This is a genomic window from Lysobacter xanthus (assembly GCF_047159895.1).
Genome location: NZ_BAAGAB020000007.1, coordinates 60,117 through 68,806, shown reverse-complemented (window position 1 = coordinate 68,806; position 8,690 = coordinate 60,117). Strand labels below are relative to the sequence as shown.

The window sequence follows — 8,690 nt, the reverse complement described above, 5'->3', positions numbered from 1 at the left end:
GGACGCCTCCGCCGACATCCACGGCGAGATCGAGCGCATTCTGCACCGGCGGCAGCCGCGTGGATAGCCGGTGCCGTCGAGCTTCTCGTGGTGCGCCGCGGCGATGCGCGCGAGCTCGCCGAAGGGCGTGATGCGCCCGAGGATCTCTTCGCTGTGCAACGCGTGGCGCTTCACGGCCTCCCACTCGTCCGCGTCGAGCTTGCCCGGCTTGTCGAGGATGGTGTTGCTGACGCCGAGCTTGCCGACGTCGTGCAGCATCGCCGCGCGCCGCAGCCAGCGACGGCGGTCGGCATCGATCCCGAGGCGTTCGGCGATCGCGTCGGTGTAGTGGCCGACGCGCTCGCTGTGGCCCGCGGTGAACGGGCTCTTCGCGTCGATCACCGCACCGAAGGCCGCGGCGATCGCGTCGAGGTAGTCGTCGTCCAGCGGTACCGCATGGCCGCCCGGCTCCAGCGCCAGGACCGCCGCTTCCAGCTCGGCCGGTTCGCGCAGCGGTGCCCAGAACGCCGGGTCCGCCGCGGCCGCTTCGAACGCCGCGACGATCGCGGGATCGAACCACGTGCCCGCGCGCCCGCGCACCTCGGCGCGCGCGGCCGACTCGCCGCCCGAGAAGTGGAAGACGTCGACCACCTGCGCGAGCAGCGCGATGCGGGCACCGAGCGGGATCGCCTCGCCCGCGAGGCCGTCCGGCCGGCCGCTGCCGTCGTGGTGCTCGTCGAGCGCATGGATCGCGTCGGCGACCTCCGCGGGAAAGCGCAGTCGGCGCGCGATATCGGCGCCGCGCGTGCAGCGCGTCAGGATCAGGTCCTGCGCGATCCCATCGCCGTTGCGCACGATGTTCGCGAGTGCCGAGACGCGGCGCCACCAACCGGCGTGCGTGCCCGTGCGGCTCGCGATGAAGGCGAGCATGTCGGAGGTGCGCGTGCCGACCTGCTTGAAGTCGTGCTTGAACGCGCGATCGTCGGCCAGGTAGAGCTCGCAGATGCGCGCGGCATTGCTGCTGCAGCCGAGGTCCTTCAGCAGGATCGTGTAATAGAGCGACCACTGCGTGCCCGCATCGAGGCGTAGCTCGCGCGCGATGCGCATCCCGACCCAGCAGCTGCGCAGGCCGTGCCCCTTCGGCTGGCCCTCGGTGAGGTCCAGCGCATGGCTGAGGGCGCCGATCAGTTCGGCGAGCTTGAGGTCGGGCATGACGGCGCAGGCGGGCGGGCTCGGATCTTTATCGGCCGGCCCGCCCTCGGCTGCAGCCTCAGTCGAGGGTGGTCGCGTAGGCGCGCATCGCCGCGGCCAGCCAGGCCGCGAAGCCGGGCCGGAGCGCCTCGTAGCGGGCGACGAAATCCGGATGGCCCGTGTAGAAGTCGGCGAGCCCCGCATAGGCGGCCGCGTCGGGCGGACGGGGCCAGCTGCGTGCGATCCAGGCCCGATGGCGTGCCAGGAGGTCGCGGACGCGCGGGCTTTCCAGCGGCGCGTCGTCGTCCATCGCGGCCACGAGGCCGGCTTCGACCTCGCGCAGCTCCTCGAGGAAGCCGGCCTTCTCGTCCGCCGACCAGCTCGACATCGTCCTGCGTGAATGCTCGATGGTGCGCGCGGCGCGATCGCCGAAGCGCGCTTCCACTTCGGCCTCGTAGGCGGCCTGCTTCTCCGCGTCGAAGCCTTCGAACAATGCGTGGTCTTTCATTTCCGTCTCCTCGTCCAGGGTGGCGACCGTGCGGTCGATGGTCCGGAGGAGGCGATGCAGCTGCCCGAGGCGATCCTCGAAGCGCCGGCGATGCTCGAGCAGCGCGGCCTTCATGTCGAAGGCCGGATCGTCGAGGATCGCCGCGATCGTCGCGAGTTCGAAGCCGAGCTCGCGGAAGAACAGGATCTGCTGCAGGCGCAGCAGCTCCGCGCGTCCGTACCAGCGGTAGCCGTTCGAGCCGACCTCGGCCGGCACGAGCAGGCCGATCGCGTGGTAGTGGTGCAGCGTGCGAACGCTGACCCCCGAGACCTTCGCCAGTTGCTTGACCGTGCGCATCCGCATCGCTCCATCCGTGGGCGACAGGCTCGGGGCTGACGCCGCGTGAGGGTCAAGCCCCGGCGATCGGTTACTCGACCGTCACCGACTTCGCGAGGTTGCGCGGCTTGTCCACGTCGGTGCCGCGGGCGAGGGCCGCGTGGTAGGCGAGCATCTGCACCGGGATCGCGTGGACGATCGGCGAGAGGACGCCGACATGGCGCGGGGTGCGGATCACGTGCACCTGCTCGGACTCGCCGAACTGGCTGTCCGCATCGGCGAAGACGAACATCTCGCCGCCGCGCGCGCGCACTTCCTGGATGTTGCTCTTCACCTTCTCCAGCAGCGCGTCGTTCGGCGCGATCACCACCACCGGCATCGCCTCGTCCACCAGCGCGAGCGGCCCGTGCTTGAGCTCGCCGGCCGGATAGGCCTCGGCGTGGATGTAGGAGATTTCCTTCAGCTTGAGCGCGCCTTCGAGCGCGATCGGGTAGTGCACGCCGCGGCCGAGGAACAGCGCGTGGTGCTTCGGCGCGAAACGCTCGCTCCAGGCAGTGACCTGTGGCTCAAGGTTCAAGGCGTGCTGGATGCTGCCCGGCAGCTGGCGCAGCGCGTCGATGTAGCCCGCCTCCTGCGTCTCGTCCAGGCGGCCCTGCAGCTTCGCGAGCGTGCAGGTCAGGGTGAACAGCGCGACCAGCTGCGTGGTGAACGCCTTGGTGGACGCGACGCCGATCTCGGCGCCCGCACGCGTGTAGTAGACGAGCCGGCTGGCGCGGGGGATCGCGCTCTCGGGCACGTTGCAGATCGACAGCGTCCTGTCGTGGCCGAGCGACTTCGCGTACTTGAGCGCTTCCATCGTGTCGAGCGTCTCGCCCGACTGCGAAATGGTGACGATCAGGTTCTTCGGATTGGCCACGGCCTCGCGGTAGCGGTACTCGCTCGCGATCTCGACCGAGCACGGCAGCTTCGCGATCGATTCGATCCAGTAGCGCGCGGTGAGGCCCGCGTAGTAGCTGGTGCCGCAGGCGAGGATCTGCACGCCCTCGACGTCGCGCAGCACGTCCGCCGCGCCGTCACCGAACAGCTCCGCCACGAAGCGGCCCTCGTCGGTCAGCGCCTCGATCGTGTCGGCGACCGCGCGCGGCTGCTCGTGGATCTCCTTCTGCATGAAGTGCCGGTACGGACCGAGCTCCAGCGAGGCGAGCGAGACGTCGGAGACGTGGATGCCGCGCTCGATCAGCGCGCCCGCGCCGTCGAAGATGCGCACGCCGTCGCGCGTGACGTCGGCGGTGTCGCCTTCCTCGAGGAAGATCACGCGACGCGTCGCCTGGATGATGGCCGAGACGTCGCTCGCGACGAAGTTCTCGCCGTCACCGAGTCCGACCAGCAGCGGGCAGCCCATGCGCGCGGCGACCATGCGGTCGGGTTCCTGCCGGCTCACCACCGCCAGCGCATACGCGCCGTGCAGTTCGCGCACCGCCTGCTGCACGGCGCCGAGCAGGTCGGCGCCGTCCTTCAGGTAGGAATGGATGAGGTGGGCGATGACTTCGGTGTCGGTCTGCGACTCGAAGACGTAGCCCATCGCACGCAGCTTCTCGCGCTGCTGCTCGTGGTTCTCGATGATGCCGTTGTGCACCAGCGCGACGCCGTGGCTCGTATGCGGATGCGCATTGGTCTCGGTCACGCCGCCGTGCGTCGCCCAGCGCGTGTGGCCGATACCGATGCGGGCGTGGAAGCCTTCCTGGAGCGCGGCGGCCTCCATCTCGGCGACGCGGCCGGTACGGCGCACCCGCCGGACGTCGTTGCCGTCCAGCACCGCGATGCCGGCCGAGTCGTAGCCGCGGTATTCGAGCCGCTTCAGGCCTTCGACAAGGACGGGAACCACATCGCGATCCGCGATCGCACCAACGATGCCGCACATAAAGGACTGCTCCTCGGACAAGGCGCCTAGTGTACCGGCCGGACTGTCCGGACGCCGTCCGCGTCCGCTGTCCGCGGACGTTCGCCGCCACCCATTCATCCTTGAGAATCAAAGGCTTGGCATTGGCACGATCCCTGCTTAACGACAGGCAATCGTCCCGTTCAGCATACCCATGGCCATCCGCGACACTTCCGCCCAGGACATCCGCGTCGACACCACCGAGCCGGGGCGTGCCCGGCGGCGCCTGCTGGTGGCCGGCGGCGGCATCGCGCTCGCGCTGCTCCTCGCCTTCGGGGTGGCGGCGCGCTTCACCGGCTCGCGCTCGGTCGACGCCGACCGCGTGCGCATCGCGGAGGTCACCCGCGGCACGCTGGTGCGCGATGCCTCGGTCAACGGCCGGGTCGTCGCCGCGGTCAGCCCGACGCTGTACGCGCCGGTCGCCGCAAGCGTCGTCTTCGAGAAGCGCGCGGGCGACACGGTGAAGCAGGGCGAGATCCTCGCGCGGCTGGTGTCGCCGGAACTGGAGAGCGAACTCGCCCGCGAGCGCTCGACGCTGCAGCAGCTCGAGTCGCAGACCGGCACCGCACGGATCTCCGCCTCGCGCAGCCGGCTCGATGCACAGAAGGAGGCCGACGAGGCCGCGATCGCGCTGCAGGCCGCGCAGCGCGACTTGCAGCGCATCGAGCGCGGCTTCAGGGGGGGCGCGCTCGCCGAGATCGACTACCTGCGCGCGCAGGATGCGCTGAAGACGGCGCAGGTGCGCCACCGCAATGCCGTGCGCGCCGCGCAGCTCACCGGCACCAGCGCCGGCTTCAGCGTGCGCACCAGCGCCGAGGAAGCGCAGCGCCAGCGCCTGGTCGTGATGGAGATGCAGCGCCGCGTCGACGAGCTCAACGTGCGTGCGCCGATCGATGGCGTGATCGGCACGACCCTGGTCGCCGACCGCGCCGTGGTGCCCGCGAACGCTGCGATCCTCACCGTCGTCGACCTCTCCAGGCTCGAGGTCGAGCTCGAAGTGCCCGAGACCTATGCCGAGGACCTCGGCCTCGGCATGACCGCGCAGGTGCAGGTCGGCGCCGCGACCGCCAACGCGACGATCTCGTCGATCTCGCCCGAAGTGGTGAACCGGCAGGTGCTCGCACGCGTGCGCTTCGCCGACGGCAAGCAACCCCCCGGCCTGCGCCAGAACCAGCGCGTGACCGCGCGCGTGCTGATCGAGGAGCGCCCGAACGTCGTGATGGTCGAGCGCGGCCCGTTCGTCGACACCGGTGGCGGCCGCTATGCCTACGTCGTCGACGGCGACACGGCGATCCGCCGGCCAATCCGCGTCGGCGCCAGCAGCATCTCCGCCGTCGAGATCGTCGACGGCGCCAAACCCGGCGACCGCATCGTCGTCGCCGGCAGCGACCTCTTCGGCGATGCCGAGAAAGTCACCCTCTCCCGTTGATCCGCACGCAAAGGACTCCGCCATGCTCCGCATGACCCAGCTCAGCAAGGTCTACCGCACCCACATGATCGAGACCCACGCGCTGCGCGGGCTCGACATCCACGTCCGCGAGGGCGAGTTCGTCGCCGTCACCGGCCCCTCCGGCTCCGGCAAGACGACGTTCCTCAACATCGCGGGCCTGCTCGAGGACTTCACCGGCGGCGAGTACCTGCTCGACGGCGTCGACACGCGCGGGCTCGACGACAACAGGCGCTCGCGGCTGCGCAACGAGAAGATCGGCTTCATCTTCCAGGGCTTCAACCTGATTCCCGACCTCAACCTCTTCGACAACGTCGACGTGCCGCTGCGCTACCGCGGCCTGCCCGCGGCCGAGCGCAAGCGGCGCATCGAGGAAGCCCTCGGCCAGGTCGGGCTGTCGTCGCGCATGAAGCATTTCCCCGCCGAACTCTCGGGCGGCCAGCAGCAGCGCGTGGCGATCGCACGCGCGCTGGCCGGCAGCCCGCGCCTGCTGCTCGCCGACGAACCCACGGGCAACCTCGACTCGCAGATGGCGCGCGGCGTGATGGAACTGCTCGAGGAGATCAATGCCAAGGGCACCACGATCGTGATGGTCACGCACGACCCGGAGCTGGCGGCGCGCGCGCAACGCAACATCCACATCATGGACGGCCTGGTCACCGACATCAGCGCGGCGACCGCGCTGCACGCGGTCACGCACGCCGCCTCGCAGGCCTGAGGACGCGACCATGTTCGCCTACTACCTGAAACTCGGCGTCCGCAACCTGCGGCGCAATCCGGTGCTGACCGCGCTCATGGTGCTGACCCTCGCCGTCGGCGTCGCCGCGAGCATGGCGTCGCTGACGCTGCTCTACGTGATGAGCGGCGACCCGATCCCGGGCAAGTCCGATCGCCTGTTCGTGCCCTTGCTCGACAATGCGCCGCTGCAGCAGCCCAACCCCAGCAAGGATCCGCCGGACCAGCTCACCTACCGCGATGCGACCGCTCTGAAGGCATCCGGCAAGAGCCCGCACGCGACGTCGATCCTCGGCATCGGCGGCTCGGTGCGGACAGGACGCATCGGCGACCGTCCGCAGCTGATCGAGAGTGCCGCGGCGGTCAATACCGACTTCTTTCCCATGTTCGAGGTGCCGTTCGACAAGGGCGGGCCGTGGAGCGCGTCCGACGACCAGCGCGGCGGCAACGTGGCGGTGATCAGCCGCAAGCTCGCCGCGAAGGTGTTCGGCGACGTGGACCCAGTCGGCAAGACGCTGCACTTCGAGAACCGCGATTACACGGTCACCGGCGTCATGGCCAAGTGGGAGCCGTTGCCCAAGTACTACCGCCTCATCGGCGGCAACACGCTCGCGTGGGAGGACATCTATGTGCCCTTCAACAACGCCATCGCCAATGAGATGGACCCGCAGGGGAGCGTCGATTGCAACATCAGCGGCGATCTCAAGCCCGGCTACCAGGGCCTGATGGAATCGGAATGCGTCTGGGTGCAGTTCTGGGTGGAACTCAAGAGCGCCGCCGACCGTGACGGCTATATGCAGTTTCTCGACGGCTACGTCAACGAGCAGAAGAAGCTGGGCCGGTTCCAGCGCCCGCTCAACAACCGCCTGCACAGCGTGATGCAGTGGCTGGACAAGCAGGAGGTGGTCGGCGACGACAGCCGCCTGCAGACCTGGCTCGCCTTCGGCTTCCTGCTCGTCTGCCTGGTCAACGTGATTGGCCTGCTGCTGGCGAAGTTCACCGCGCGCAGCGGCGAGATCGGTGTCCGGCGCGCACTCGGGGCGCCGCGTCGCGAGGTGTTCAAGCAGTACCTGACCGAGTCGGGGGTCATCGGCGTGCTCGGCGGCGTGCTCGGCATCGCGCTCACCTTCGGCATCCTCGCCCTCATGTCCGCGCAGTCCGAACAGATCGCCGCGATGGCCCGCGTGGACGGGGTGATGTTCGCCACGGCGCTGGTGCTGTCGCTCGCCGCCAGCCTCCTCGCCGGCCTGCTGCCCACCTGGCGTGCCTGCCAGGTGCGCCCGGCCGTCCAGCTCAAGTCGCAGTAAGGGGAACGCCATGGAAATCCGTCCCATCCTGTCCTCGCTGCTGCGCAGCAAGACCGGCGCCGTCCTGATCGCCGCGCAGATCGCGCTGACCCTCGCGATCATCGCGAACGCGCTCTACATCGTGAAGGACCGCGTCGACCGCGCGAACCGGCCTGCCGGCATCGACGAGGCCAATACGTTCTACCTGTTCTTCGCGGGCAGCTCGCGCCCGCCGGATGCCGAAGCGATGCAGCAGCGCGACGTCGAGACGCTGCGCGCACTGCCGGGCGTGGTCGACGCGGCGTGGGTGAACCAGTTCCCGATGACACGCAGCGGTTCCTCGCTGTCGGTCACCACCCACCCCGAGGACGAGTCGTCGGGCCTCGGTGGCGCGATGTACTACACGCCCGGCCCGCTGACGAAGGCGTTCGGGGTGAAGATCATCGAGGGTCGCGACTTTCGCGCGGACGACGTCCGCACGATCGATCCGGAGAAACAGGAGATCGCCGCGGACAAGGTGATCCTCACCCAGCAGCTCGCCAAGCGCCTGTGGCCGGACGAGACCCGGTACGTCGGCCGCACGGTCCACCTGGGCAGCGGCAGCGACGCGACGCCCATGCAGGTCGTGGGCATCGTCGAGCGCCTGATCAGCCCGTTCGCCCAGCGCACCGACGAGAACGCCTACAGCGGCTTCGTGCTGCCCGTGCGTGCGATCGTCGCGCAGTCGAGCTACGTGGTCCGCGCGGAGCCGGGGCAACGCGATCGCGTGATGCGCGCGGCGGAGGATGCGCTCTCCAAGCTGCGAGACGACCGGGTGCTGATCCGCAACATCTCGACCGACGAGGCTCGTGAAAATCGTTACCAGGCCGAGAAGTCCGTTGCCGGCATGCTGGTCGCGGTGACGATCGGCTTGCTGCTGGTGACCGGCAGCGGCATCGTCGGCCTGGCGAGCCTGTGGGTCACGCAGCGTCGCAAGCAGATCGGCGTGCGCCGCGCGCTCGGTGCACGCAAGGTCGACATCCTGCGTTACTTCCTCGTCGAGAACGCGATGATCACCACGATCGGCGTGGTGCTGGGCATCGCCCTGGCCCTCGGCCTGAACCAGCTGCTGGTGAGCAAGCTCGAACTGCCGCGCCTGCCGCTCGCGTATCTCGGCTACGGCATGCTGACGCTCTGGGGCTTGGGCATACTGGCGGTGTACGGGCCGGCATCGCGCGCGGCGTCGGTGCCCCCGGCGATCGCGACGCGCAGCGCGTGAGGCCCGTCAGGAAACCGACGTCCAGCCACTCC

7 protein-coding genes are annotated in these 8,690 nt (G+C 69.5%); 4 read left to right on the top strand and 3 right to left on the bottom strand.

What is annotated here, in order from left to right:
* The 3 genes from ACY35P_RS04220 to glmS form a co-directional block, all read right to left on the bottom strand.
* On the bottom strand, positions 1–1,191 hold a 1,191-nt coding region (locus ACY35P_RS04220), incomplete at its 3' end, for an HD-GYP domain-containing protein (protein WP_462114587.1).
* 58 nt (positions 1,192–1,249) lie between these two features.
* Positions 1,250–2,020 carry a MerR family transcriptional regulator gene (locus tag ACY35P_RS04215; protein WP_462114586.1) on the bottom strand — a complete coding sequence of 257 codons (771 nt, stop codon included), beginning with the start codon at positions 2,018–2,020 and terminating at the stop codon, positions 1,250–1,252.
* 64 nt (positions 2,021–2,084) lie between these two features.
* Positions 2,085–3,914 (bottom strand): glutamine--fructose-6-phosphate transaminase (isomerizing), encoded by a 1,830-nt coding sequence (gene glmS, locus ACY35P_RS04210; RefSeq protein ID WP_462114585.1) that lies wholly within the window; start codon positions 3,912–3,914, stop codon positions 2,085–2,087.
* Between the two features lie 172 nt (positions 3,915–4,086).
* On the opposite strand from glmS, the gene ACY35P_RS04205 reads away from it, so the two are divergent.
* From ACY35P_RS04205 to ACY35P_RS04190, 4 genes are read left to right on the top strand one after another with little or no spacing between them, the layout of a single operon-like run.
* Entirely contained in the window at positions 4,087–5,361 is a 1,275-nt protein-coding gene (locus ACY35P_RS04205; RefSeq protein WP_462114584.1) for an efflux RND transporter periplasmic adaptor subunit, read from the top strand.
* 22 nt (positions 5,362–5,383) lie between these two features.
* Complete coding sequence (locus ACY35P_RS04200) at positions 5,384–6,097, top strand: ABC transporter ATP-binding protein (RefSeq protein WP_462114583.1); 714 nt, start codon at positions 5,384–5,386, stop codon at positions 6,095–6,097.
* Between the two features lie 10 nt (positions 6,098–6,107).
* Positions 6,108–7,421, top strand: coding sequence for an ABC transporter permease (locus ACY35P_RS04195; RefSeq protein ID WP_462114582.1), 1,314 nt, complete (start codon positions 6,108–6,110; stop codon positions 7,419–7,421).
* 10 nt (positions 7,422–7,431) lie between these two features.
* Positions 7,432–8,658: an ABC transporter permease gene (locus tag ACY35P_RS04190; RefSeq protein WP_462114581.1), complete on the top strand. Its 1,227-nt coding sequence runs from the start codon at positions 7,432–7,434 to the stop codon at positions 8,656–8,658.
* The last annotated feature ends 32 nt before the right edge of the window (positions 8,659–8,690 follow it).

Excerpts from the sequence above, each read along its gene's own strand:
- ACY35P_RS04215 (WP_462114586.1), bottom strand. The coding sequence starts at position 2,020 with ATGCGGATGCGCACGGTCAAGCAACTGGCGAAGGTCTCGGGGGTCAGC.
- glmS (WP_462114585.1), bottom strand. The coding sequence starts at position 3,914 with ATGTGCGGCATCGTTGGTGCGATCGCGGATCGCGATGTGGTTCCCGTC.
- ACY35P_RS04205 (WP_462114584.1), top strand. The coding sequence starts at position 4,087 with ATGGCCATCCGCGACACTTCCGCCCAGGACATCCGCGTCGACACCACC.
- ACY35P_RS04200 (WP_462114583.1), top strand. The coding sequence starts at position 5,384 with ATGCTCCGCATGACCCAGCTCAGCAAGGTCTACCGCACCCACATGATC.
- ACY35P_RS04195 (WP_462114582.1), top strand. The coding sequence starts at position 6,108 with ATGTTCGCCTACTACCTGAAACTCGGCGTCCGCAACCTGCGGCGCAAT.
- ACY35P_RS04190 (WP_462114581.1), top strand. The coding sequence starts at position 7,432 with ATGGAAATCCGTCCCATCCTGTCCTCGCTGCTGCGCAGCAAGACCGGC.